Origin of the sequence: Asticcacaulis excentricus (assembly GCF_003966695.1) — a bacterium.
Lineage (GTDB): Bacteria > Pseudomonadota > Alphaproteobacteria > Caulobacterales > Caulobacteraceae > Asticcacaulis > Asticcacaulis excentricus_A.
Genome location: NZ_AP018828.1, coordinates 630,530 through 655,694, shown reverse-complemented (window position 1 = coordinate 655,694; position 25,165 = coordinate 630,530). Strand labels below are relative to the sequence as shown.

Below are 25,165 nucleotides of genomic sequence, written 5' to 3'. Positions count from 1 at the left end.
GCTTGCCTGATGCCACGCCCGGCCTCATGATAGAGGCCTGAAGGAAACCGTCGCCTGCTGCATGTCCGATAAGCCCCAGCTTCCCCTTGCCCATAGACGCCTGCTGATCGCCGGCTTCTCCCTGCTGGGAGGGCTGTTTGTGGTCATGGTCGGGACGCTGTGGGGTGACGACATTATGCGTCACAATCTCGACCCCAAGGTGCCGTTTCAAACCTATGTGCCGCCGGCTGCCCCTGATTATCGCAAGGTGAGCGGCTGGTATCTTAATCCGGCGCTCAACGGGTTGGAGGTACGTCGCAACCGCAATCCTCAAAAAGTCGATATCTTCTTCATCCACGGCACGACCTTCAATGGCGGTAAGGACTGGGTGGGACCGATTGATGATCCCACGGCCAGCGCCGAGGTGATACGCAATCAACTCCCTAACTATGCCGGACCGTTCAATGCGGTCGGCTATGTCTATGCGCCGCGCTATCGTCAGGCCAGCCTCTACAGCCAACTGACGCAACGCGAAGATGCGCGTGAGGCCCGGCAATTTGCCTATGGGGATGTTGAGGCCGCCTTTGACGCCTTTCTGGCCCAGCGCCGTAACGGCAGCGGCTTTATCATTGTGGGGCTGGAGCAGGGGGCGTTCCTGGGGCAGCGGCTGCTGAAAGAGCGCATCTTGACCGATGAGGCGCTAAAGTCGGCGCTGGTCGCTGTCTATTTTCTCGAAGCCCTGACTCCTGCCGATGATTTTCAAGCGGGGCAAGCGGTCCCGGCCTGTCAGCAGCGTACCCAATATGGCTGCGTCGTTGCTTATCTGAGCGTCGATAATGGCCGTCCTGACCGCGCCTTGCAGGCGCAGCGCCGGGCCATGGACTGGAGCCCGACCAGTATTATGGAGCCGCTGGACGGTAAGGCCCTGTGCGTCAATCCGCTGACAGGAGCCGTGACGGACAAGGAGGTCGAGGCGCGTCACAGTCTGGGTGCCGCCAATGCGACGGGGCTGGAATGGGGGACGACACCGGCCCTAATGCCGCGCAAGGTCAGTGCGCGCTGCCGCGGCGATATCCTCTATGTGTCGCGGCCGTCGGGTCCGTCTTTCGATATTGACGGGTCATGGGCGGATAGTAAAAAAGTACGTCCCTACAATCTGTTTTATGCCGATCTTCAAGCGGATTCTCAGGCGCGGTGGCTCGCCTGGCGCGGGTCCCGCCGGGATTAATCCACCTTGTCCGCTGCATTAGGTCGCCAGTCGAACAGGTGGCGCAGGACTTCCAGAGCCTGCCGGCGCTGGGGCGGGAATTGCGCTTCGTGCTGAAGAATATACTGCGCGTCCCGCGACGCCGTAGCGATCAGGTCGGCGTGCGCCACCGGATCAACAAAGCGATAGGCGGGGAAACCTGACTGCCGCGCCCCCAGCAAATCGCCTTCACCACGCAGTTTCCAGTCCATTTCGGCGATCTCAAATCCGTCTTCCGTCGTGCGCAGCAGTTCCAGTCGCGCCTTGGCCGCCTGTCCCAGTGGCATGTCATAGAGCAGGATGCAGGCACTTTTCGCCGAACCCCGCCCGACCCGACCCCGCAACTGATGCAGTTGCGCCAGACCGAAGCGTTCGGCCTGTTCGATAATGATGATCGAGGCATTGGGCACGTCGATGCCGACTTCGACCACGGTTGTCGCGCACAACAGCGGCAGCTCGCCGGAGGCAAAGCGCGCCACGACGTCTTCCTTTTCGGCCGACGGCATTCGCCCATGCACCAGCCCGACCTCACGCCCCAGAGCTTCCTGGAGCGACTCGTGACGGGCTTCGACTGCGATAAGGTCGGACTCGGCGCTTTCTTCGACCAGCGGGCAGATCCAGTAGGCTTGCGAGCCGGCGGCTATGGCCGATTTCAGCCGATCGAACACCTCGGACAGACGGGCTCGCGGGATGACCGCTGTGTGGATGGGTTGCCGGCCGGCTGGCTTTTCATCGAGCACACTGAGGTCAGACTCGCCATATTGGGTGAGCGCCAGCGTGCGCGGAATGGGCGTTGCTGACATGGACAGGTAGTGGACGCTTTCGCCCTTCAGGAACAGACGTTGCCGCTGTCCCACGCCGAAGCGATGTTGTTCGTCGATAACGCAGAATTGCAGACCTTTGAACGCCACGCCTTCCTGAAACACCGCATGGGTGCCGAAGATCATTGTCGTTTCACCTGACGCTACGCCGGCGCGTTTGGCTTCGCGCTCCTTACCCTTGTCGCGCCCCGTCATCAGCACGGCAGAAATACCCATGTCGCTCAGGATGGACAGCGATTTCTCGTAATGTTGACGCGCCAGAATTTCGGTCGGGGCCATCATGACGCTCTGATGCCCGGCTTCGGCGACGTCGATCATGGCCATCAGGGCCACCAGAGTCTTGCCCGACCCGACATCGCCCTGAATGAGGCGGTTCATGCGTTCGCCGGAGCGCAGGTCACCGCGAATATCGTTCAGGGCACGTGTCTGCGCCCGCGTGAGGGCGAAGGGCAGGGTCGACAAAGCCTTATCGGCCCATAGGTGACGGTCGATGATCAGCGCCGGGGTCGCCTGACGGTGCTGTTTGCGCGCCTTCATGGCCAGTTGATGGGCCAGCGCCTCATCATAGGCCAGCCGCTTGCGCGCCGGAGCTTCAGGCAGAAGGTCGGCTTCGCTCACGGGTGCGTGGGCCGCGCGCAACGCATCCGAAAAACCGGAAATTTTCAGTCGCCCCAGCGTCTCAGTATCCAGCCACTCCGGCAGGTCGGGCACCCTGTGCAGGGCCGCTTCGATAAAACGCCGCATCAGCCGAGGCGAAACCGCCGCTGTCGCCGGATAGACGGTTTCAAACAAAGGGATGGTGTCCTGTTTGTCCATGGGCACCACATAGTCCGGATGGTTCATTTGAAGCGACGAACCGAAACTTTCGACCTTGCCGCTGATCCAGCGGGCTTCGCCGACCGGATGTTGCTGTTCGAAGCCCCGGATTGGATGAAAATAGGTCAGTTGCATCTGCCCGCTGTCATCGAAGACGGTGATGCGCTGTGGTCCTTTACCGGCGCTTTTCTGATAACTGCCGATGGTCACGCACAGGGTCTGAACCTGCCCCACGCGGGCCTCGGCGATGCGACTGACGGGCCGAAAAATCAACTGGCTGGGCAGGGTAAACAGCAGGTCGCGCACATAGGACCCGACATGGCGGATCAGGTGCGGCGCAATTTTCGGCCCGACCCCTTTCAGGCCGGTCAAAGACGTGTAATAGGGGAACAAAATTTCCGGACGCATAGGCTCTTTCAAGCACCAAACCGTATGAAAGAGAAGGGCGATTGCGCTCCATAGACGGGAAAACCATGACCGACACCGCTGACGATCTCCATCAGGCCCGCCTGCGCAAGCTGTGGTTCCGCGCTTCACGCCGCGGTTTCAAGGAGGCGGACATCATTCTGGGGCATTTCGCCGAAGAATATCTGCCGACCATGACCGCCGAACAGCTCGATGTTTTCGAAGCCCTGCTTGAAGCGCCGGATCAGGATCTCTATGGCTGGATCATCGAGCGCGACCCCGTGCCCCCGGAGCATGATTCCGAAATCATGAACCAGCTCAATCAGTATTATAAGACAGCTTACACAAAGCTTCAGCAATAGATGTCCGATATTTCCCGCATTACTGCCGCCGCCACCCGCCTGTCCCTGACCGGGTGTCCGCCGGGTTACGACAGTCTGGTGGCGTCGGACCTGACGCGCGCCGAAGGATTAGCGTTGTTCGTGGCGCGTGATCATGGTCGCATGAACGCCATCGCCGAAGAACTGGCCTTCTATGCGCCGGAACTGGATGTGATTCGCTTTCCAGCCTGGGACTGCCTGCCCTATGACCGGGTGAGCCCGACGACCGCCCTGATTGCCCAGCGCATGAGCGGCCTGACGCGGCTTCAGGCGCTGAATGGGAAACCGGCTAAGCCTGTGCTGATCCTCACCACCTCGGCCGCCTTGTCGCAGAAGGTGCCGCCGCGCGATGCCATGGGCGGCAGCCTGTTGTCGCTCAAACCCGGTCAGAGCATCGAAACGCGCGAGCTTGAGGCCTATTTTTCGCGCAACGGCTATAACCGCGTCTCGACCGTTTCCGAACGCGGCGAATTCGCCGTGCGCGGCGGCATTATCGACGTCTTTTCGCCCAGTCAGGACGAGCCGGTGCGGCTCGACTTCTTCGGCGATCAGCTCGAATCCATCCGTACCTTCGATCCGGAAACCCAACGCTCGCTGAAACAGATTGCGGCGATTGACTTCATGGCGGTGAGCGAAATCCTGCTGGACGAACAAAGCATCAGCCGTTTCCGTCAGGGCTATCTGGAAAACTTCGGCGCGCCCGGCGATGACCCGATCTATGCGGCCGTGTCTTCCGGTATCCGCCGGCAAGGCGTCGAAACCCTGCTGCCTCTGTTTTATGAGCGCCTCGACAGCGTGTTCGATTACCTGCCGCCGCAGACCCTGATCCTGCTGGACGGTCTGGCCGAGCAGGCCTTCGGCGAATGGCGCGACTCCGTGCTCGATGCCTATGAGTCGCGCAAAGGGTCGGGCGATGCCCGCGTCATGGCCAAGGGCGCTGTCAAACTGGACAGCGGCTATCGCGCCCTGCCACCCGGTCGCCTCTATCTCGACGACAGCGAATGGCAGAGCGGTCTGCAAAAGGGCCGCGTGCGTCAGTTCGAGACCTTTCAGCGCGATGAGGCTTCGGCCATTGATCTGGGGGCGCGGCCAGGCCGCAGTTTTGCACCGGAACGCCATCAGGATAGCGTCAACCTGTTTACAGCCGTGGCCGACCACGCCAAGACCCTGTCGAAGGCCGGGAAGCGGGTGCTGTTTGCCTCTTGGACCGAAGGCTCGTCCGATCGACTGGGGGCCATGCTCTCCGACCACGGCCTCGACAAGACGCGGCTGGCCAAGGACTATGCTGATGCGCTGAGCTTCGGGGTCGCCGGCACCAAGGCCAAGCCGATCCAGCGCGCCGTTCTGCCGCTTGATCAGGGGTTCGAGACCGAGACTCTGGCGGTTATTTCGGAAACCGATATCTTAGGTGATAGATTAGCCCGCCCGCGTAAGCGTCGGCGTGCCAACAATTTTCTGGCCGAAGCCTCCTCCCTGTCCCAGGGCGATCTGGTCGTGCATATCGAACACGGCATCGGGCGCTATGAGGGCTTGAAAACGCTGAGCGTCAACGACGCGCCGCACGCCTGCCTCGAACTGCAATACGCCGCCGAAGCCAAGCTGTACCTGCCGGTCGAAAATATCGACCTGCTGACGCGCTATGGGGCGGATTCCGACACGGCGCAACTGGATCGTCTGGGCTCGGCAAGCTGGCAGGCGCGCAAAGCGAAGGCCAAAGAAAAGCTGCGTGAGATGGCCGACGGCCTGATCCAGCTCGCGGCGGCGCGTGCCCTTAAGGTGGGTCAGCAGATCGATCCGCCGTCCGGGCTTTATGACGAATTCTGCGCGCAATTCCCCTACGAAGAAACCGAAGACCAGCTCAACGCCATCCACGACGTGCTCGACGACCTGTCGAAGGGGCATCCGATGGATCGTCTCATCTGCGGCGATGTCGGCTTTGGCAAGACCGAGGTGGCCTTGCGCGCGGCTTTTGTGGTGGCCATGTCGGGTCAGCAGGTGGCCATTATCTGCCCGACGACGCTTCTGGCACGCCAGCATTTCAAGACCTTCAGTCAACGCTTTCAGGGCTGGCCGATCCGCGTGCGCCATCTGTCACGCATGGTGACGCGCAAGGAGGCGGACGAGACCCGCGACGGCCTGAAAAACGGCGAAGTCGAGGTGGTGATCGGCACGCACGCCCTGCTGTCCGAGCAGGTGGGGTTCAAAGATCTGGGCCTTGTTATCGTCGATGAGGAGCAGCATTTCGGCGTCAAGCATAAGGAAAAGCTCAAGGCCTTCCGTGCCGACGTGCATATGCTGACCCTGTCGGCGACGCCGATCCCGCGTACCTTGCAGATGGCGCTTTCCGGAATTCGGGAAATGTCCATCATCGCCACGCCCCCGGTGGATCGCCTGGCGGTACGCACCTATGTCCTGCCGTTCGATGCCGTCAGCATACGCGAGGCCCTGCTGCGCGAAAAATATCGCGGCGGACAGGCCTATTATGTGGTGCCGCGCCTGAAAGACCTGCCAGACCTCGAACGCTTCCTGCGTGAGCAGGTGCCGGAGGTGAAGTTCATCGTCGGCCACGGTCAGATGACCCCGACCCAGCTCGAAGAAGTCATGACCGCCTTCTATGATGGTCAGTACGACGTGCTGCTGGCGACCACTATCGTCGAGTCCGGACTGGACGTGCCGACGGCCAATACGCTGATCGTCCACCGCGCCGACATGTTTGGTCTGGCGCAGCTTTATCAGATCCGCGGGCGCGTCGGGCGCTCCAAGACGCGCGCCTTCGCCTATCTGACGACTCAGCCGCACCAGATTTTAAGTGAAGCCTCAGAAAAGCGTCTGAAGGTCTTGCAATCTCTGGATAATCTGGGGGCTGGGTTCCAACTCGCCAGCCATGATCTGGATATCCGCGGCGGCGGCAATTTGCTGGGCAATGAGCAGTCTGGCCATATCCGTGAAATCGGCGTCGAGCTGTATCAGCAGATGCTGGAAGACGCCGTGAATGAGTTGCGCAGCCGTGCCGATGAACCGGCCACGGATCACCGGGGCTGGTCACCCCAGATCAATGCCGGCGCCGCCGTCATGATCCCGGAAGACTATATTCCCGACCTCAATATCCGCCTGTCCCTGTACCGCCGCGTGTCGGAGGCCGAAAAGCGCGAAGATCGCGAAGCGCTGGCTGCCGAACTGATCGACCGCTTCGGACCGATTCCGGAAGAAGCAGAGCAACTGCTGAAGGTGGTCGGCATCAAGGGCCTGTGCCGCGAAGCCAATGTCGCCAAGATTGATGTCGGCCCGAAGGGCGCAGTCATCAGCTTTCGCAATGATCAGTTCAGCAATCCGGTGGGGCTGATTGGCCTCATTCAGGCGCATCCGCAGGATTGCAAGCTGCGTCCGGATCAGAAGCTGCTGGTGCGGGGTGAATGGCCGGAAGCGGCCGGGCGTCTGGCCGCGGCGGAAAAGATCATGACGCGGCTGGCGGCCATAGCCGCAAGCTAAATCGCCTGATCCATATCCCCGGAAGACGGGCGAATCTGTTGGGCGGCGCGCGTCAGGGCTTCGGCCACGGGTTCGCCGTCGATCAGTTCCGCCACGCCGACATCAAATTCGACCACAAAGGGCGAGCGGCCGTTACCTGATTCAAACGCCGTGCAGCTTATGACGGCTCCGATCCGCTCCCCGACGAGGCGAGCGGCGGCTTCGGGCGTGGCGGGCAGGGCGAGGGCAAACACCTCTTCCGACAAACGGCCCGCCGTGTCTTCGGCGCGCACCAGCCGCGAGATCATCGACCCGATCTGAGGCATGGCACGCTCAAGCGATTTGCGCATCCGGGCCTGTGCAATTTCTGGATTTTCGGAAATTTTAAGCACGCAGACGCTCAAAGGGCGGTTGCGTTGGCTGGACGCCTTGGCCAGACGCGCCAGATGGGCGGCAAACAGGTCGCGGGTAAACAGCCCCGTACCCTTGTCCATATACGGGCTGTGGTTGACGGCCTCCAGCGCCTGCCGCGTATTACTCTGGCGCCGATAGGCGCGGGCCAGACGCAGCACCCGGTCGGCGATTTCGGCCTCGGTGGCCCCCGGCCCGGAGACATCGTTGACGCCACGCAGGAAGGCATCACCCAGATCGAGCTCGACGGATTTCTGCAAACGCAGGAAGACCGGCGTGTGGTAGAGCCGGGTATTACGCCGCATACCCGATGCAATCGACAGGGCCTCCGCGACGGACTCACGTCCCCACAGGACGACGGCGTCGAACGTCTTATCATGAAGATAATCAAAGGCTGAGTAGCTGGTGAAGGCGGCATAGAGGTCCACACCCCGCGCGCGCAGGGTATGGCTAAGGGCCAGAAAATCCGGGTCGGCCGGCCCTACCGAAAGTATGGCCAGCGGCTTGTCATCGTCGCGCGACGGTATGTCCAGCCCCAGCGCGTTCAGGGTGTCGCGCCGCAGTTCGTATTCTTCTTCTGCGACATTGGCGCGCACCATGTGCTCAAGGCCAAGGAGGATTTGCTGCGGGTGGGCGTCGCGGTCATAGACCATGTCCCAGCCTTCGGGGATGTCGTACTGGCCATTACTCGTAACCTGCACAATGGGCAGGCGGCGCGGCGCGCACGCCTCGCGCAACTGGGTCACCAGCTTTGCCGAACACTCCGGATGGGCCGCATCGACCAGAACCGCCTCGATCTGAAGATCCCCGATACAGGCCAGTGCCGCGTCGGGGCGATAGGCCGTAATGGTGCGCCAGCCCAGCCGGTCAAGCTCAGCCCCCAGCCGCTCAGGCCATTGCTGATCCTTCGCCAGCAGCAAGACGCGCGCCTGAATATTCAACTCAAACTCCCTGAGATACAGGCCCTGACACGCAGGATATCCGGCCGCCAGACAAGCGGTAGAAAAGGCCTAAACGATTCGTCTCGCCAAAAGGTAAACGCGCCGGAAAGGTTTAGCCGCTGACGACAAAGCGCCTGTGGGCGTCTTCGGCGACGGAGGCGATCAGGCGAAATCCGTTCTGCTGGCAGAAGTGCGGCACGTCGATCTGGGCCATCGGATCATCGGCCAGGAGCGTGATGACGGCGTCAGGATGCTCGGACAGGGCCTTGCGGAGACGCAGGGTCGGTACCGGGCAGCGATGGCCACGGGCGTCGATCAGCAGGGCAGGCGGCTCGGTCGGGGTCACAGAGGTCTCAAAAATGCCTTTCCCATGCAGAAGGCTTGGTCAATGCCGCCGAATCCGCGCAAATGCAAGCGGGATAGAGGAGTCGCCCCATGCGCTGGCTGATCGTTCTGTTGTCACTGATGGCCCTGACGCCGGTCGCCAACGCGCAGGTGTCCTCCGAGCCGGATTTCTTCGCCCGTGTCCGCATGGCCGGGTTTGAGACGCCGGTGGAGGTGCGCCGCACAGGCGCAAAAATGCGGCTGGATATGCTGAGCGGCGGGGTATCTCAGACCTATATTGCCGACCGCGACAAGGGGGTTTTGATCCATCTGACGTCGGCGGGCGGCAAACGCATCGCGCTGCTGTTCCCCTTGAACCGTGAAGCGGCCCTGCTGCCTCTGCCGCTTGATCTGGCGACGCTGGAAGCGCGGGCGACGGTGCGTCCGGTGGGCTCAAGCCTGATGGCCGGACAGCCGTGCCGCACGCTGGAATTCAGCGGCTATCTTAATCAGTCGGGGATGGCCTGTGCCAATAGCGACGGCATCCTGATGCAGATGACACAGAAGGGGCGCAATGCCCCGCTGTTTCAGGTCGTGGCCTATGCCAGGGGGGCTCAGGATGCCAAATGGTTCGTCATTCCGCCGGATTACCAGACGGCGGTTTTGCCGGGTTTGGGCGGTGCGACGGCACCGGCGGGCCCTTCGGTTAATCCCGTAAAACCATAAAAAAGGCCGGGGGTTAACCCGGCCTTTTCATAAAACACATTAGGAGACTTTGAGCTTTTTGATCCGCTCGGCGTGCTGACGGATCAGGCCTTGCGTCGAAGTGTCGGTATTGAAGACGCTGTACCAGCCCTGCGGCTCGTGCGGCGGATCGCCGACATAGGCGGTTTCACCCCGCAGCATCCAGTAATCCTTATGCAGGGCACGGCCCGCACCGCCCCAGGCCCAGAAGTTCGACCCCGACACCGGACCGCCGGTTTTCACCGCGTCTTCGACCGCCTTATAGATCATGCCATAAAACTTGTCTTTCCAGACGGTTGGCGTGCCCGGCTCATACTTCACTTCATCTCTGGGGAAACCGAATTCTTCGAAGACCAGCGGCTTGTTCATCGCCGTTGCGATGCGGATATGGTCGTCGATATATTTTTGTACCTTGGCCGCGCCGGCATCGAAGGTGCCGGGCAGGTCCTTGCCATCGACCCAGCTCCAGTTCTGCGGCCAGATGTGCGCCGTCAGGTAGTCGATCTCCTTATGCGCATCGATCAGGAATGTTTCATTGCCGACGACGCCCATCAGACCTTCATGACCCAGCGACACCAGATGATGCGGCGCCAGCGAACGGATCAGTTTGGCCGTCGATGAAATCCACGCCAGATAGGCCGGCATGTGTTGCGCGGCGATCTCAGGCCCGCCACCGGGGCGCGGCTCGTTGCTGAGCTGCCAGGCCATAATGGTGGCGTCGTCGCGATACGGCTTTTTCGTCAGCGAATTGGTGCGCTTGAGCAGGAACTGCACATAGTCGTGGTACATGGCCACGGCCTTTTCATTGGCATAGAAGCGCGAGCCGACATCGGCAAATTCCGGCCACGGGTGGGCGGGATCGCCATTATTGATATAGTGGCCCGTCGTGTAGTCGAGATAGGCCATCATGCCGCCCGACCATTCCCAGAAGTTGGTCAGGTACAGTACGGCCTTCATGCCGCGCTTGTGCATTTCGACCAGCAGGTAATCCAGACCAACCAGCAGGTCTTCGTTGTATTTGCCGTTTTCGCGCGTGCGGAAGGCCGGATCGAGCGAGTTTTTCAGCGGCGACAGCTCAGACGAGGCCAGAACGCGCAGATTGGTGACCCCCAGCGCCTTGAGATCGTCCAGTTCCTTCTGAAGACGCTTGCGATCACCAAAGGCGGCATCAGCCCCCAGATAGGCACCGTACCAGATATTGGCCCCGACGAAGCGATAGGTTTCGCCTTTGAGTTTGAAATGCGGGCCCTGAACGGTGACGAAATCACCGGTCGGGGTGGCGGCCGAGGCATGGCTGACCATGGTCAGGGCACCGAGACTGAGCGAAGCCAGCAGGGCGCTGCGGCGGGAAAGGGACGCGGGCATGGGAATCCTTCCTGTTTGTTTTTGGTGGACGCAACTTAACCTGTAATAATTATTTTTGAAATATTTAATCGATGAACGAACGTTTTTAGCTGACGGCTGAGGATTTATCCCCACAGGCTCTTGGCAATCGCCAAGTGTCACGATAGAAGCGCATTCCGCTCAAAGGCAAGGACAGGTGGCCGAGTGGTTTAAGGCAGCGGTCTTGAAAACCGCCGTAGGTGGAAGCCTACCGTGGGTTCGAATCCCACCCTGTCCGCCATCATACACAAAGACCGGCCCCAAAAGGGCCGGTCTTTGTGTATGATCGTCGGGGGTGGGGACTTGAACCCACGGGGAGATGGGGTTCGTAACCGAAGCGAAGCGAAGGTTCGGCGGAGCGCAGCGGAGCCAATCCCACCCTGTCCGCCAATTTTCTCATCAAATACAGTATAATAGAGATACCACCGAGCTTTGCGGGCCGAGGCATAAATTACCGTGTAATTTTGCCGTTTCTAGCAAATAGCTAGCTACGCGTTGGGAGCTTCCACAGACCTTCCTTGCCATTTGGTTGTGATTACGTAACTCTCGCAATTATGGATATAATGCTTCACGAACTGGGAAAGCCATGGATACCAGAACGCTTTTTCAAAAGATAAGTCAGAAGATGCGTACTGATTTTGAAATATCCGCGCAGATAAATCATGCGGTTTCAAAAGGTACGGTTAGGGAAAATCAACTCAGAAAATTTCTCTCTGAAAACAGATTGCCAGACAAGTATGGACTTGGAGCGGGAGAAATAGTCGGTCGCGTAAGAGATACTTCTAGGCAATGCGATGTTATTGTTTATGACCGAATTGATGGGATTTCACTCTTGTCGGACGATAGTATTCAAGTATTCCCTGTTGACTGCGTGTACGTTATCATTGAAGTTAAGTCGTCTCTATCAAAGGTTGAGTTTATAGATTCATTGGATAAAATCAAAGCCTTTAAAAGGATGTCTCCAGCCGGAAAAGTGTCAACTTCTTTGGGTGGCGGTTATACGTCATTGGCTCCGAGGTCTCGTCCCTTTGGAATGGTGTTCGCGTACGGACTAGCTGGTAACTCGCTCGACTCGTTGGTTGAGAATCTCAAGGAATGGGAAAGCAGTACGCCGCCCGAGTTTTGGCCGAATTATGTGTGCGTGTTGGAAGTTGGAACAATTTACCATAATGGTAAAGTGTTCGAGTAATGCTTAGATAGCGAAAATATAACAAAAGCGTCTTGGCCTATTGGCATACAATTCAAAGAGGATAGTCTTTTCAAATTTTACTGTGCACTTCATGACATATGCTCTCGGATGAAGCTCGGCCCTGCAGAACTAACACACTATTACGATCCGCCGCTTCAAATTGGAAAATATGTTGTCCATGGCAGGGGAATGGAGAACCAACTGGCAAACGATGGTGGAACAGGAAAGTTGGCTCACCTTAAGGAATCGAGCATCGATAGGATTGTTGATTGGTCTAAGGCGGCTGGGCCACTGAAATACCGCGAAACACTCCTAAAACGTTTAGGGACTTTGCCTATGGGGATGGACGATTATCCATATCTCGATAGAGACGTCTATTTGTATAATCCGGAAAATCTACCTGGGCTCCATGAAATCAAACCAACCATTGTTCCATTGGAGGGCGGCGGTGTTTCGTTGAGTGTCCGAAGCCTCGTCCATTGTGCTGAACTAAACATAAATGGCGAACTCTATGTAATCGCAATGGAGAGCCTTACGGGTGATGATTACGAATATTGAGTGTGGGTAAGCATAGGCACCGACTTCGCGACTGTAGCCGCCCCATCGGGGCCTACAGCGTAGGTCAAAAGCAAAGCACCCCTGCCGAGGCAGGGTTTCCCGTCAGGGGATTCGCGCTAAGGCTCGGTTGCGGGCGGAGAAAGGAGCCCCCCCGAACTGAGTCGGTTTGATTTACGAGCAACTCACCGGCTATAGCTCGGCAGGGCGTCATCGGAAACACTGCACTCGTCACGTCTTAAGCCTTCATGTTGTCACCTGTCGTGACCTCGCATAGCTTAAACGCGTAAACACAGGGAAACACCCCCATGATCGCTACCGTTCTGACCGCGCTGGTTGCGCTGATCCATATCTATATCCTGATCCTTGAGATGTTTCTGTGGCAGAAACCGGCGGGGTTGAAGGCCTTTGGGCTTAGCCGCGAATTTGCAGCGCAGACCAAGACTCTGGCGGCCAATCAGGGGCTTTATAACGGGTTTCTGGCCGCCGGTCTGATCTATGGGCTGATGCCGGGACCGCACGCTGAGGCCTTCAAGGTCTTTTTTCTGATCTGCGTCGTGGTGGCCGGGGTCTATGGCGCGGCGACGGCCAGCCGCAAGATTCTGTTTATTCAAGCCCTTCCTGCGGCACTGGCCCTGATCGCGCTGGGGCTTAATCTTTAGGCAGGTTAACCAAGCCTTTTCCATTTCTTTTTACCCTGTTTGGGCACAGAATGTGTTGAGCGGGGCGTCCCATGTCCACCCAATTGAACCTGATTGCGAAGAGATCAGTACAAATGCTTGTTCTGGCAAGCATCTGGCTTCTGGCCGCCTGTGCGGGCGGGCCGAAGCTGAGCACGCGCGATGGGCCGGAAGTGGTGAAGAACGGGCAGTATCGCGCCGCCAACCTGCGGCCTTATAAGGTGCGCGGCGACACCTATCGCCCCTATGTGCCCGATATTGGCGACACGCTCACAGGGACAGCGAGTTGGTACGGCCACGAGTCGGGCAGCCTGACGGCGACGGGCGAGCGTTTTGACCCCAATGCCTTGTCGGCGGCGCATAAGACCTGGCCGCTGCCCTCGGTGATCGAGGTGACCAATCTCGACAATGGCCGCACCCTGCGGCTGAGGCTCAATGATCGTGGGCCGTTCGTCGATGGGCGCTTGCTCGATCTGTCGAAAGGAGCCGCCAAGGCCTTGGGCGTGCATCAGACCGGCACGGCACGGGTGCGCATCAAGTTTCTGGGTCCGGCGGAACTGGGGGCGCGGCCAACCTATGCCGCGGCATCGCCTGATCCCTCGGACGGGGATCGCCAAAGGTATCGCGTGCAGGTCGGGGCCTTTTCCGAGCGCGCCAATGCTGAGCGGGTCAGCGACCAGTTGCGCGCACGGGTCGATGAGCGGCGCGGGCTCTATGTCGTGACGCTGGGGCCGTTCGAGGGGGCGCAAAAGGCCGAGCTTTATCGGCAAAAGGTGCTGGCGGCGGGCTATTTTGACGCCATTCTGACGCGCGACGAGTAATTTGGGCGGGTTTTGATTTTAGCCTTGTCTTAGACCGGCGCTTGGCCGATGTATCGGCAGACATGACCGGTAGATTCATTACATTCGAAGGCGGCGAGGGGGCCGGAAAATCCACCCAGGTGAAGGCGCTGGTGGCGCATCTGCGTGAACTGGGGCTTGAGGTGGTGCAGACGCGCGAACCGGGTGGTTCCAGCGGCGCGGAGGCGCTGCGCGACCTGCTGGTGACCGGTGAGGCCGGGCGCTGGTCGCCGATGTCCGAAACCCTGATGATGTATGCGGCGCGCGCCAACCATCTGGAGCAGGTGATCCGGCCGGCGCTGGAACGCGGGGCGTGGATCGTCTGCGACCGCTTTTCCGATTCCACCCGCGCCTATCAGGGGGCGGGCGGTGGCGTGACGCCGGAGTTGATCGAAAGCATCGACGCCGCCGTGGTGGGGGACACCCAGCCCGATCTGGTCATCGTGATGGATATGCCGCCGGAAACGGGCTTGAAGCGGGCGCTGGCGCGCGGCGATGCCGAAAACCGTTTTGAGTCCAAAGGGCTGGCCTTTCATGAGCGCCTGCGTGAGGGCTTCCGCAGGCGCGCAGGCGCGCATCCTGAGCGTTATCGCCTGATCGACGCTGACCGCGCGATTGAAGACATCAGGGCCGATATCTGGCGCGTGGTGTCGGATCGCTTTGCCGAACTGAAGGGAAGCTGAGATGGCGGTGACCGAAGACGATAGCGCCGTCGCCCATCCGCGTCAGGTCTTTGATTTCATTCAGGGTGAGGCGCAGGAGACGGCTTTTCTTGACGCCCTTTCGCGCGGGCGGCTGCATCACGCTTGGCTGCTGTGCGGGCCCGAAGGCGTGGGCAAGGCGACCTTTGCCTACCGCGCGGCGCGCTATCTGATAGGGCATCAGCGCGACCGGGGCTTCGGTATTCTGGGTATGTCCGAAGAGGACCCGGATGCGCGCCTGATCGTGGCGCAGTCGCATCCGGACCTGCTGGTGCTGGAACGCGAGCAGAAGGACGGCAAGACGCGCAAGAACATCACCGTCGATGCGGTGCGCGAAGTGGGAGAGTTCTTTTCCAAGGCGCCGTCGCGTTCGGCCTATCGCGTCTGTATCGTTGATGCCGTCGATGACCTGAATATCAATTCAGCCAATGCCTTGCTGAAGATTCTTGAGGAACCACCTGAACGAGGTTTGCTGTTCCTCATCTCGCATTCGCCGGGCAAGCTGCTGGCCACCATCCGATCTCGCTGCCGACGTCTGGGCTTTTCGCCGTGGGACGATGAGGCGGTTCAGCGCTTTATCGCGGCGCGCGCCGACCTTGGCCCCGAACAGCTTGAACGGCTGGTGGTGATGGCCAAGGGCTCACCCGGCAAGGGGTTACGGCTGTGGGAAGAAGGGGCGCTGGAGATGGACGAACTGGCGGCACGGCTGTTGTCGGATACGCCACCCGCGCGTTTTGATCTGCTGCCGCTGATGACGATGTTCAAGACGAACTCCTCGAAGATCGACGGCCCCAAAAAATTCGCGCAGTTTATCGCCGCGCTCAGTGACCGCGTGCAGGAGCGGGCGCTCAGCGCCGATGCGCCGGCGCGCGGACGGCAATGGTCAGAGCTGTGGGTCAGGCTCAGCACGGTCGTCGCCGAAACCGAAGGCGTTAACCTGGATCGCGGCGAATACTTCTGGTCCATCATGAATGATATCAAGGCTTTAAGGTAATATGCTTATCGACAGTCACGTCAATCTGCACGCCCCGCAATATGACGAAGACCGTGACGCGGTGATCGACCGGGCGCGTGAGGCCGGGGTGGGGCTGATGCTTAATATCTGCGACCGGGTGTCGAATTTCGAAGCCTGCTATGGTTTGACGGCGCATCAGGACATCTGGGCCACGGTGGGCACGCACCCGCACGAGGCCAAGGAAAATCCGGACCTCAACGTCGCCGACCTGCTGACACTGGCGCAACGGCCCAAGGTGGTCGGTATCGGCGAATGCGGGCTGGACTTTCACTATGACTACAGCCCGCGCGATATTCAGGCGGCCGTGTTTCGCACCCATGTCCACGCGGCGCGGCAAAGTGGCCTGCCGCTGGTGGTCCACACGCGCGAAGCCGACGCCGAAATGTGGGAGATCCTTTCCGACGAACACGGCAAGGGGCCGTTCACCTTTCTGCTGCACTGCTACACCTCCGGGGCGGAGCTGGCGAAGAAGGCGGCCGGGATCGGGGCCTATTTCTCGGTGTCAGGCATTGCCACCTTCAAGGCGGCGCAGGATGTGCGCGACATTATTGCGGACATGCCAGCCGATCGCATCATTGTCGAAACCGACTGCCCCTATCTGGCGCCCATTCCCATGCGCGGGCGGCGCAACGAACCGGCCTATGTGACGCATGTCTATGACAAGCTGGCGGAAATCCGTGGCTGGACGCGCGAAGACACGATTGCGCGGACGACTGACGCCTTCTACGCCCTGTTCAAGCGGATCCCGCGCGCATGAGACGGCTGAGGACCACCATACTGGGCTCAGGCTGTTCGACCGGCGTGCCGCGTGCGGATGGCTATTGGGGGCGCTGTGATCCGCACAATCCGAAAAACCGCCGCAGCCGCTGTTCGGCCCTGTTTCAGGCCTTCGATCCGTCTTCCCCGGATCAGACGACCAATCTGGTGGTCGATACGTCTCCGGATTTTCGCACCCAGATTATGCAGACGGGTATTGATCATCTGGATGCCGTGCTGTGGACGCACGATCATGCCGACCAGACGCACGGCATAGACGACATGCGGGCCTTTGCGCTTTTGCGCAAAATGCAGGTGCCGGGCTATATGGATGAAGCGACCCGTCAGACCCTGCTCAGCCGGTTTGACTATATTTTTACAGGTAAGTTCGGCTATCCGCCGATCTGTGCGCCGATGGCCTTGCCGTCCTTCGGGGAGAGGTTCCATCTGACGGGTGAGGGCGGCGAGGTGCCGGTCGTCACCTTCGATCAGATCCACGGCCCTATTCGCTCCGTCGGCTATCGTATCGGGGACGTGGCCTATTCCAGCGACATCAGCGACCTGCCGGACGACAGCTTTGCGCAGCTTTACGGGCTGAAGGTCTGGATTGTGGATGCCCTGCGCTATGCGCCACACCCGACCCACGCGCATCTCGATCTGGCGCTGGAATGGATCGCCCGCGTCAAGCCTGAGTTGGCCGTGCTGACCAATCTGCATCAGGAAATGGATTACGAAGAATTGCGGACGAAACTACCGCACGGTGTCGTCCCTGCCTATGATCAGATGATGATCGATACGGAGTTTTAGAGCGCAATCCGACAAAGTGCCATGAAAGTGTCTTGGCACTTTTCGGAGAAATTGCGCGACCAAGCAAAAACTTAGAGCCATTTGGTGGCTCAACTGAGCCAACGAATGCTCTAAGAAGCCTGTTCGGGGTGGGGAAGGTTGGAACGCAAAAAAGAACGACTTAAAAAATTAAATAAAATTATGGGTTTTAAAAACAAACCCACCCCGAACGTTTTCAATTCATCATATTTACAGAGCGTTGTCATTTGAAATTTTGCGTAGCAGCATTGGCTACACTTAATGTAAATTTCTAGGTAAATGATTGTTAATTATAATAAAAATGCATCGCTTGTTACAATGTTTAAACATTCGTGATTGTGCACCGCATTAGGATGGCAGCGTGATCAGACACACCGCCTGTGCGGCCAGTCCTTCTTCGCGGCCGGTGAAGCCCATTTTTTCAGTGGTTGTGGCCTTGATGCTGACACGCGCCACATCAAGCGTGAGAATGTCGGCCATCCTCTGACGCATGGCCTCCCGATACGGCTTGATCTTTGGGCGCTCGCAAATCAGCGTAACATCGACATTGACGATTTCACCCCCGCGCTGGCGGATCAGTTCGGCCGCATGACGCAGAAACAGGTCAGACGGCGCGCCCTTCCATTGCGGGTCGGTGGGCGGGAAGTGATCGCCGATATCACCCAATCCCGCTGCCCCCAGCAGGGCATCGGTCAGGGCGTGCAGGCCCGCATCGGCATCCGAATGGCCGATCAGGGTCTGATCGTGGGTGATTTCCACGCCGCACAGCCACACGCTTTCGCCAGGTCCCCAGCGGTGGGCGTCAAAGCCCTGACCGATACGCATCTGTTGAGCGGGCATGAAGGCCTCCAGAACAGCAAAATCTTCGGGATAGGTAAGTTTTTGAAGCCGCTGCGCCCCTTCGACGATCTCAACCCTGATCCCCGCGGCGGCGGCCACCATGGCCTCATCAGTGGCCTCGACGTCACCCGTCCACTGAGCATAGGCGTCGGCGATGTCTTTCAGGCGGAAGGCCTGAGGGGTCTGGGCGCGCCACAGGCCGTTACGGGACGGCGCGTCAATGATGCGGCCATCTTCGGCGCGCTTCAGCGAGTCGGTGACGGGTACGGCCAGAATGGCGGCGCGCGCCGTATGCAGGCGCCTCAGTAGCGCTTCAATCAGATCGACGCTCAGCAGGGGCCGCGCCGCATCGTGGATCAGCACGAGATCATCCGGCGCAGCGGTTTCGTGCAGGGCGTTGAGGCCGCTTTGCACCGACAGGGCGCGCGTGGCACCGCCCGGCACGACGCGCACCCGCTCCAGCCCCTGAAGCGTACACGTGGCGTGATCGAGGTCGTCACGCGGTACCACCACCGCTATGTCGGCGGCTCCGGCGCTGGAAAACGCTTCGATTGACCAGTTGAGGACAGGCTTGCCGCGCAACGGCATCCATTGCTTTTTGCCGCCTGATCTCTGACCCGAACCGCCGGCAACGATGATGGCATTGAAACTCATGGTCTTGTCTTAATCGGACGTCGCCCATTGCGTAAAGAGGGCTTCGCGGTTATTTCGCGCCCATGATGACGCACAGTCTTAGGATCGGAGATGTGAAGATTGCCGGGCGCGCCCTGATCGCGCCTATGACCGGCGTGTCTGATCTGCCGTTCCGCCGCATGGCGTCGAAGCTGGGGGCTGCCTATGCGGCCACCGAGATGGTGGCCTGCGCCGAACTGGAGCGCGGGCGTCCGGACGTGGTACGTAAATTCGCCTTGGGGGAACATGCCGGCCTGAAGATCGTGCAACTGATCGGCAAGGACCCGGACTTTATCGCACGCGGCGCGGCTCTGGCCGAAGCGTCGGGCGCGCATATTGTCGATCTCAACTTCGGCTGCCCGGCCAAGGAGGTGACGGGCGTGCTGTGCGGATCAGCCTTGATGCGCGACCTCGATGCCGCCAGTCGCCTGATGGAGGCGGCCGTCAGCGCGACCTCGCGACCGGTGACGGTCAAGATGCGGATGGGCTGGGACGACCACAGCCGTAATGCCCCGGAACTGGCCCGCCGGGCTGAGGCCATCGGGGTGCAGGCGGTGACCGTGCATGGTCGCACGCGCCAGCAGTTTTACAAAGGGGAGGCCGACTGGGCCTTTGTGCGGCAGGTCAAGGCCGCGGTCTCCATCCCCGTCATCGTCAATGGCGACATTACCGATGGTGACACGGCGCGCGAGGCCCTGACCCTATCCGGGGCCGATGGCCTGATGATCGGGCGCGGCGTCTATGGCCGTCCGTGGCTGGCGGCGCAACTCGATGCGGCGTTGAGCGGCGAAAATCAGCCTGAGCCAACCGGATCGGCGCGTCTGGAGCTGATCCTCGAACATATGCACGACAGTCTTGGCTTCTATGGCGACGGTCTGGGCCTCAAAATGTTCAAGAAGCATCTGGGCTGGTATATTGAAGCTGGCGATTACAGCGAGGACCCGCCGACCCGACGTCAGGACAAGGCGCGGCTATGCCGCCTTGACGATCCTGCTCTTATCGAGCGTGAGTTGAGAGCCCTGTTTGAGTGATACCCGTTTAGGGGAATCTGAAAACATTTCGTGATCGCGCATCGGCAAATTCGCCGCATTCATGCAACATAGATGTTGATATTTAGACACAGTAGTGCACAAATGCCACCCTCAGAGCGTACTGCGTTAGCACACAAACTCAGTACGCTCTGAGGTTTGTTTGAACGCGCAATTTATCCATTCGGATTGCGCTCCATTGTGGCATATGGAAAGCCGGGTTTTGAAAGACACAGGTATCAAGCGGCGCTTCGGCCTATCATGGGCCCGAATGACGCGGGGGCTGAAAAATGCCAGCCGTGGCCGTCTGGCTATGGTCAGTGCCTATGGCCTGTCGGCCCTGATGACGGCCTTCATCATCTGGATCATCATTGCGGCGCCGGGTGCCGGGCCGCTGGGGCCATCGAGCGTCTTTCTGTTCAGCCTTGTGTGTCTGAACCTGGCGCTGCTGCTAGGCCTGAGCTTCTTCGTATTGCGACGGGTGCTGCAACTGGCGCGCTCACGGGCCAAGGATGCAGGGACGCGCCTGCATGTGCGCTTTGTGACCCTGTTCGCTCTGGCGGCGGTAACGCCGGCCTTCGTCGTGGCTCTCTTCTTCGGTGTGCTGGTCAATCGCGGCGTGGAAACGTGGTTTTCAGCGCGGGTGCAGTCGTCGGTGGAAAACAGCGCCGACATCGGGGCCGCCTTTATCGAAACCCAGACCAATACGGCGCGCGATACGCTGACCGACATCGCGCGTGATCTGCAACGCCCTGAACTGATCCGCATGTTTTCGGAACGCCTCAGCTTTTCGCAGGCCCTGCGTGAACTGATTTCGATCCGCGGGGAACTGGCGGCCGTCTATATTATCGACGACAGCGGGCAGGTGCTGGCGCGGGCGGAAAACCCCGGCGCGCCGCCCTATCTGGCGCCCAATCAGGTGGCCATAGATACAGCCAATGAAGGCGATATCGGTGGCGGTCTGTTTGCGGCACCGGACACGATCCGCATGATCTATCCGCTACAGGGCTACAACGGGGCCAAGCTTTATGCGGTCAAAACCCTGACGCCCGGCATCGTGCCCAAGGTGCAAAGCGCCAAGGAAGCCATTGATGCGCTTCGGGAATCCGCCCGCAATTCGGTCCGCGTTCAGGGCGTGTTTGCGCTGGCCTATATGGAAACCGTGCTGCTCGTCCTGATCGGCGCCATCTGGGTCGGCACCTCGGCGGCGGACTCCATCGCCGTGCCCGTCGCCCGGCTGGTGCAGGCGGCGGACAAGGTGGCGTCGGGCGACCTCAATGCGCGCGTCTTGACCGACAAGCAGTCCGAAGACATCGCCATTCTGTCGCGCGCCTTCAACCGCATGACCAGCGACCTGCAAAGCCAGCAGGCAGCTCTGAAATCGGCCAATGAAGAGGCCGAAGAACGCCGCCGCTTCATCGAAACCGTGCTGTCGGAAATTTCGGCGGGGATTATCGGTATCGACGAAGACGAGCAGATTTCGGCTATCAACCGGCACGCCGCTCACTTTCTGTCGATCCCCACCGAAGAGTCGTTCGGACAGCATATCCGCGAACTGGCCCCGGAAATCTGCGAGCTTCTCGATAAGGTAACGCCGCACAAGGTCGAGGAGGCCGAGGTCGATCTGGTGCGTAAGGGCGATACGCGCCGCGTGCGCGTGCGCGCCTCATCGCTGGATACAGGCGGCGCGGTTCTGACCTTCGACGATATTACACGCCTTGTGGCCGCCCAGCGTAACGCCGCCTGGAAGGATGTGGCGCGCCGCATCGCGCATGAAATCAAAAATCCCCTGACCCCGATCCAGTTGTCGGCGGAACGCCTGAAACGCAAATACCGTTCACAGATCGAAACCGATGGCGAAACCTTCGATCGCCTGACCGACACGATTGTACGGCAGGTGGGCGATATAGGCCGCATGGTCGATGAGTTTTCGGCTTTTGCGCGGATGCCGGTGCCGAACTTTGCTGAAGAAGACGCGGCGGAACTTGTGCGCCAGATGGTCTTTTCGCAGCGCGTGGCCAAGCCGGATGTGCAGATCGACATTGTCGAGCCTTTGCCGGAGGTCACCGTCGTCTGCGACGGTCGCCTTCTGTCGCAGGCGCTGGGCAATGTGCTCAAAAATGGCGGAGAGGCCATCGTCTCGCGCCATATGGTCAATGGCGGCGGGGAAGGCGGTCAGATGCGGGTTGAAATGCATCTGAGTGACGGGTTCCTGACGATCGAAATAGAGGATGACGGTATCGGTTTGCCGGACAAGGACCGCGACCGTCTGACCGAACCCTATGTAACCACGCGCGAAAAGGGGACGGGGCTCGGCCTCGCCATCGTCAAGCGTATTCTCGAAGATCATGGCGGCGAATTCTATCTGGCGGACGCCGTCCATCTGAGCGGGGCACGGGCCATATTGCGGTTACCCAAGACCCAGGCTCCGGCTCAAACCAATGAAGCTCCCGATAGCGGGGCAAGACTGATGAGGGTGTGATGAAGGTATCATCTGGCGTAGATATTCTGGTGGTCGATGACGAGGCCGATATCCGCGAACTGATCGCGGGCATCCTCGAAGACGAAGGCTACTCGGTCAGAACGGCCGCCGATTCCGGTGCGGCGTTGCGGGCGATCAAGGCGCGCAAGCCGTCCTTGTGCGTGCTCGATATCTGGATGCAGGGCGGTGGGCTGGACGGGCTGGAACTGCTCGATGTCATTCGCGAACTGGACCCGGATATCCCGGCCATCATGATTTCGGGCCACGGTACCATCGAAACCGCCGTTTCGGCCATCAAACGCGGCGCTTACGACTTTATCGAAAAGCCGTTTAAAACCGAACGCTTGATCATGGTGGTTCAGAGAGCGCTTGAACTGGCGTCCCTGCGCCGTGAAAATCGTCGCCTGCGCGGTCAGGCCGTGGTGCCGGATGGGCTGATCGGCAATTCGGCGGCGGCGCAGCTTCTGCGCACCACCATCGCCAAGGTCGCGCCGGCCAATTCGCGCATCATGATCTCCGGGCCCGCCGGGTCGGGAAAGGAACTGGTGGCGCGCATGATCCATGAAGCCAGCCCGCGCGCGCGCTGCGAATTTGTGCCCATCTCGTCCGCCGGGGTCACCCCGGAGCGTCTCGACGTCGAACTGTTCGGCGAAGAGGGCGAAGAGGGCCGCCCGCGCAAGATCGGCGTGTTTGAGCGCGCGCACGGCGGCACCCTGTTCCTCGACGAAGTGGCCGACATGCCGATGGAGTCGCAAAGCCGCATCCTGCGGGTGCTGGTCGAACAGCGCTTCGTGCGCGTTGGCGGCGTCAATGACGTGCAGGTCGATGTGCGCGTCATTTCCTCGACCTCCAAGGATCTGACGCAGGAAATCGCCGCCGGGCGTTTCCGCGAAGACCTCTTCCACCGCCTCAATGTGGTGCCGGTGCGCGTACCCGGCCTGTCCGAACGCCGCAGCGATATTGCCGAACTGGTCAACTACTTCATCGAGCGTATCTCGCGTGCTCAAGGCCTGCCCAAGCGCACCCTGTCCGAAGACGCCATGGCAACGCTTCAGGTGCACGAATGGCCGGGCAATGTTCGTCAACTGCGCAACAATATCGAGCGCCTGCTGATCCTAGCCTCCGGCGATCCGTCCGAGCCGATCACGGCGCAGATGCTGCCGGCTGAGGTGGTGGAATCGGCCGTGGCCGGGGCCATCCGCCCGGAGCGCATCATCGCTCTGCCGCTGCGTGATGCCCGTGAAGTGTTTGAGCGTGAATATCTGTCGTCGCAAATCGTGCGCTTCGGCGGCAATATTTCGCGGACCGCAAACTTTATCGGCATGGAACGCTCGGCCCTGCACCGCAAGCTGAAGTCACTGGGGCTGGCCCATATTCGAGGTGTCGAAGACGAAGAGGTGTAAGGCGAGGGGCGCGTGCCCTAAGCTTGTGCTCAGCCTTGACGTTCGTGGCTGAACCGTTAAGGGGGTCAAGGGGCCTGCGGCCCCTTGAGTCTTTTGTGTTTTTTGGGGGCCTGCAGCCCCTTGAGTCTTTTGTGTTTTTTGGGGGCCTGCAGCCCCTTGAGTCTTTTGTGTTTTTTGGGGGGCCTGCGGCCCCTTGAGTCTTTTGTCTTTTGCGAGCCTGAGTCTCTTTGAGGCGTTCCGGTTTATTGAGATTACCATGTCCCGTATTGCCTATGTGAACGGTGCCTATGTGCGCCATGCCGATGCTGCCGTGCCTATTGAGGATCGCGGCTATCAGTTTGCCGACGCCGTCTATGAGGTGTGGTCGGTGTTTGGCGGGCAACTGGCCGATCTGGCGGGGCATCTCAACCGGCTCGAGCGGAGTTTGCGCGAACTGCATATCGCCATGCCGATGCCGCGCGCCGCTCTGGTGGTGGTGCTGAACGAGGTCATTCGTCGCAATCGCATCGGTGAGGGGCTGGTCTATCTTCAGGTGAGCCGCGGCGTGGCCCCGCGCGACCATTTCTTCCCGACGGAGCCGGTCAAACCGGCTTTGATTATAACCGCCAAGCCTGTGGATCGTCAGGCGGCCGAAGTGAAGGCGCGCAAGGGCATCCGTGTGATCTCGGCCCCCGATAACCGCTGGGGCCGCTGCGATATCAAGACGGTCGGGCTTTTACCCAATGTGCTGGCCAAACAGGCGGCGCGTGAGGCGGGGGCTTCCGATGTGATCTTTGTCGATGCGGAAGGTTTTGTGACCGAAGGCGGGTCGGCCAATGTCTATATCGTCACAACCGAGGGCGAGGTGAAGACGCGCAGCCTGCGCGCCAATATCCTGCCGGGCGTGACGCGCATCAGCCTGCTCGACATCCTGCGGGCAGAGGGTGTGGATGTCTCCGAAGGCGCGTTTACGCTGGAGGAAGCCAAACGCGCCAAGGAGGCCTTCCTGTCGGCGGCCTCGACCTTCGTTATGCCCATCGTGCAGATCGACGATTCGCAGATCGGCGATGGCGTGCCGGGCGAATTGTCGCTGAGGCTGCGTGAGGCCTATATCCAGCGGGCGCGGCGTTCCGCTGGTATTGACCTATAAAGGTTTGGAATTCCAACGAAATATTATGTTATGTCGTGTTCGGTTGAATTGTTCCCCGATTGTCGCCTATGATACTTCACGAAATTATGTACGCCTGTGCGTTGTGATTTCGTGACTTTTGCTTATGTCTGTG

Annotated in this window: 21 protein-coding genes and 1 tRNA gene; 17 read left to right on the top strand and 5 right to left on the bottom strand. The window is 60.0% G+C overall.

Annotated features, from left to right (window positions below; genetic code table 11):
• Positions 1 to 61: 61 nt before the first annotated feature.
• Positions 62 to 1,207, top strand: coding sequence for a DUF3089 domain-containing protein (locus tag EM6_RS14085; RefSeq protein ID WP_126423771.1), 1,146 nt, complete (start codon positions 62 to 64; stop codon positions 1,205 to 1,207).
• Here the strand turns inward: EM6_RS14085 and recG are convergent.
• A complete protein-coding gene (gene recG, locus EM6_RS14080) occupies positions 1,204 to 3,270 on the bottom strand; it encodes an ATP-dependent DNA helicase RecG (RefSeq protein WP_126424159.1) in 2,067 nt (688 codons plus the stop codon). The two genes, EM6_RS14085 and recG, sit on opposite strands and share 4 nt — an antisense overlap.
• 65 nt (positions 3,271 to 3,335) lie before the next feature.
• On the opposite strand from recG, the gene EM6_RS14075 reads away from it, so the two are divergent.
• On the top strand, positions 3,336 to 3,629 hold the full coding sequence (locus tag EM6_RS14075) for a succinate dehydrogenase assembly factor 2 (protein WP_232037134.1): 294 nt from the start codon (positions 3,336 to 3,338) through the stop codon (positions 3,627 to 3,629).
• On the top strand, positions 3,630 to 7,136 hold the full coding sequence (gene mfd, locus EM6_RS14070; protein WP_126423769.1) for a transcription-repair coupling factor: 3,507 nt from the start codon (positions 3,630 to 3,632) through the stop codon (positions 7,134 to 7,136).
• On the opposite strand, the gene EM6_RS14065 is transcribed toward mfd, so the two are convergent.
• Together EM6_RS14065 and EM6_RS14060 are read right to left on the bottom strand one after the other, a co-directional pair.
• Entirely contained in the window at positions 7,133 to 8,467 is a 1,335-nt protein-coding gene (locus EM6_RS14065) for a diguanylate cyclase domain-containing protein (RefSeq protein WP_126423768.1), read from the bottom strand. The two genes, mfd and EM6_RS14065, sit on opposite strands and share 4 nt — an antisense overlap.
• Before the next feature lie 112 nt (positions 8,468 to 8,579).
• Positions 8,580 to 8,813, bottom strand: a complete 234-nt coding sequence (locus EM6_RS14060) for a sulfurtransferase TusA family protein (protein ID WP_126423767.1) — start codon at positions 8,811 to 8,813, stop codon at positions 8,580 to 8,582.
• An 89-nt stretch (positions 8,814 to 8,902) separates the two neighbouring features.
• On the opposite strand from EM6_RS14060, the gene EM6_RS14055 reads away from it, so the two are divergent.
• Positions 8,903 to 9,517 (top strand): hypothetical protein, encoded by a 615-nt coding sequence (locus EM6_RS14055; protein ID WP_126423766.1) that lies wholly within the window; start codon positions 8,903 to 8,905, stop codon positions 9,515 to 9,517.
• A 39-nt stretch (positions 9,518 to 9,556) separates the two neighbouring features.
• On the opposite strand, the gene EM6_RS14050 is transcribed toward EM6_RS14055, so the two are convergent.
• Positions 9,557 to 10,900, bottom strand: a complete 1,344-nt coding sequence (locus tag EM6_RS14050; RefSeq protein WP_126423765.1) for a glycoside hydrolase 5 family protein — start codon at positions 10,898 to 10,900, stop codon at positions 9,557 to 9,559.
• Between the two features lie 169 nt (positions 10,901 to 11,069).
• On the opposite strand from EM6_RS14050, the gene EM6_RS14045 reads away from it, so the two are divergent.
• The 9 genes from EM6_RS14045 (at position 11,070) to EM6_RS14005 (ending at position 17,460) form a co-directional block, all read left to right on the top strand.
• A tRNA-Ser gene (locus EM6_RS14045) sits at positions 11,070 to 11,159 on the top strand.
• A gap of 345 nt (positions 11,160 to 11,504) precedes the next feature.
• Entirely contained in the window at positions 11,505 to 12,107 is a 603-nt protein-coding gene (locus EM6_RS14040; RefSeq protein ID WP_126423764.1) for a DUF6602 domain-containing protein, read from the top strand.
• Between the two features lie 108 nt (positions 12,108 to 12,215).
• Positions 12,216 to 12,665, top strand: coding sequence for a hypothetical protein (locus EM6_RS14035; RefSeq protein ID WP_126423763.1), 450 nt, complete (start codon positions 12,216 to 12,218; stop codon positions 12,663 to 12,665).
• Positions 12,666 to 12,970: 305 nt separating this feature from the next.
• A complete protein-coding gene (locus tag EM6_RS14030; RefSeq protein WP_172961270.1) occupies positions 12,971 to 13,324 on the top strand; it encodes a DUF1304 domain-containing protein in 354 nt (117 codons plus the stop codon).
• A gap of 113 nt (positions 13,325 to 13,437) precedes the next feature.
• The gene (locus tag EM6_RS14025; protein ID WP_232037133.1) at positions 13,438 to 14,163 is read left to right on the top strand and encodes a septal ring lytic transglycosylase RlpA family protein; all 726 of its coding nucleotides are present in this window, start codon (positions 13,438 to 13,440) and stop codon (positions 14,161 to 14,163) included.
• Positions 14,164 to 14,225: 62 nt separating this feature from the next.
• Entirely contained in the window at positions 14,226 to 14,864 is a 639-nt protein-coding gene (tmk, locus tag EM6_RS14020; protein ID WP_126423761.1) for a dTMP kinase, read from the top strand.
• Between the two features lies 1 nt (position 14,865).
• Positions 14,866 to 15,876: a DNA polymerase III subunit delta' gene (locus EM6_RS14015; RefSeq protein ID WP_126423760.1), complete on the top strand. Its 1,011-nt coding sequence runs from the start codon at positions 14,866 to 14,868 to the stop codon at positions 15,874 to 15,876.
• Between the two features lies 1 nt (position 15,877).
• On the top strand, positions 15,878 to 16,654 hold the full coding sequence (locus EM6_RS14010; protein WP_126423759.1) for a TatD family hydrolase: 777 nt from the start codon (positions 15,878 to 15,880) through the stop codon (positions 16,652 to 16,654).
• Positions 16,651 to 17,460 carry an MBL fold metallo-hydrolase gene (locus tag EM6_RS14005; protein ID WP_126423758.1) on the top strand — a complete coding sequence of 270 codons (810 nt, stop codon included), beginning with the start codon at positions 16,651 to 16,653 and terminating at the stop codon, positions 17,458 to 17,460. Before EM6_RS14010 ends, EM6_RS14005 begins: the two co-directional genes overlap by 4 nt.
• A 366-nt stretch (positions 17,461 to 17,826) precedes the next feature.
• Here EM6_RS14005 and EM6_RS14000 read toward each other — a convergent pair whose 3' ends face one another.
• Positions 17,827 to 18,972 carry a bifunctional 2-C-methyl-D-erythritol 4-phosphate cytidylyltransferase/2-C-methyl-D-erythritol 2,4-cyclodiphosphate synthase gene (locus EM6_RS14000; protein ID WP_126423757.1) on the bottom strand — a complete coding sequence of 382 codons (1,146 nt, stop codon included), beginning with the start codon at positions 18,970 to 18,972 and terminating at the stop codon, positions 17,827 to 17,829.
• Between the two features lie 65 nt (positions 18,973 to 19,037).
• On the opposite strand from EM6_RS14000, the gene dusB reads away from it, so the two are divergent.
• From dusB to EM6_RS13980, 4 genes are all read left to right on the top strand, one after another.
• Entirely contained in the window at positions 19,038 to 20,021 is a 984-nt protein-coding gene (gene dusB / locus EM6_RS13995; protein WP_126424157.1) for a tRNA dihydrouridine synthase DusB, read from the top strand.
• 268 nt (positions 20,022 to 20,289) lie between these two features.
• Entirely contained in the window at positions 20,290 to 22,500 is a 2,211-nt protein-coding gene (locus EM6_RS13990) for a sensor histidine kinase NtrY-like (RefSeq protein ID WP_232037132.1), read from the top strand.
• Positions 22,500 to 23,903 (top strand): sigma-54-dependent transcriptional regulator, encoded by a 1,404-nt coding sequence (locus tag EM6_RS13985; protein ID WP_013480331.1) that lies wholly within the window; start codon positions 22,500 to 22,502, stop codon positions 23,901 to 23,903. Before EM6_RS13990 ends, EM6_RS13985 begins: the two co-directional genes overlap by 1 nt.
• A 256-nt stretch (positions 23,904 to 24,159) precedes the next feature.
• Complete coding sequence (locus tag EM6_RS13980) at positions 24,160 to 25,032, top strand: D-amino-acid transaminase (RefSeq protein WP_126423755.1); 873 nt, start codon at positions 24,160 to 24,162, stop codon at positions 25,030 to 25,032.
• Positions 25,033 to 25,165: the final 133 nt, after the last annotated feature.